At 42.4% G+C, this 597-nt stretch carries 1 protein-coding gene; it reads left to right on the top strand.

Going from position 1 to position 597, the window contains the following annotated elements; all coding sequences use genetic code 11:
* Positions 1-493, top strand: a 493-nt coding sequence (locus tag B3O33_RS11155) for a GTPase (protein WP_292363598.1), incomplete at its 5' end; no start/stop codon positions are given.
* Positions 494-597 lie beyond the last annotated feature (104 nt).

The following is a 597-nucleotide window of genomic DNA, read 5'->3' as shown; positions in this document are numbered from 1 at the left end:
TAAATCAACACTTTTTAACAGAATGACGGCATCAGATGTCTATGCAGATAACAGATTGTTCGCAACACTGGATCCTACATTGCGTCGACTGAGATTAGCAGATACCGAACCCCTGATATTAGCCGATACCGTTGGATTTATCCGCCAGTTGCCACATGATTTGGTTGAGTCTTTCAGCTCTACACTGGAAGAAACGCGGGATGCATCTCTCTTATTGCATGTAGTCGATGCAGCGGCTGTGGACAGAGATGAGCTAATGAAACATGTTGATGATGTGCTGCAGCAAATTGGTGCTGATGAACTCCCTCAACTTATTATTTACAATAAAATTGACCGCTTGGAAAATGTTCAGCCAAAACTTGAAAGAGACCAGCAGGGAAAAATTTGTCGTATCTGGCTGTCAGCCCATACTGGTGAAGGCTTGGATCTTCTAAGACTGGCACTACAAGAATATTTTCCTGAGCAACTCTCAGCGATTGAATCAGTCAATTAAAGCGGACTTTTGGTTGCTATCGGCACCCATGTCCGTAAAATAGATTCATTCGGTTCCCATATTGAAAATCTTAAATTAAATTTTGGAGCGGTACATGGCTTGGA

It is taken from the genome of Methylophaga sp. UBA1464 (assembly GCF_002325665.1).
Taxonomy (GTDB): domain Bacteria; phylum Pseudomonadota; class Gammaproteobacteria; order Nitrosococcales; family Methylophagaceae; genus Methylophaga.
The sequence above is the reverse complement of the archived record's forward strand: the minus strand, read 5'-3'. Positions and strand labels throughout refer to the sequence as shown.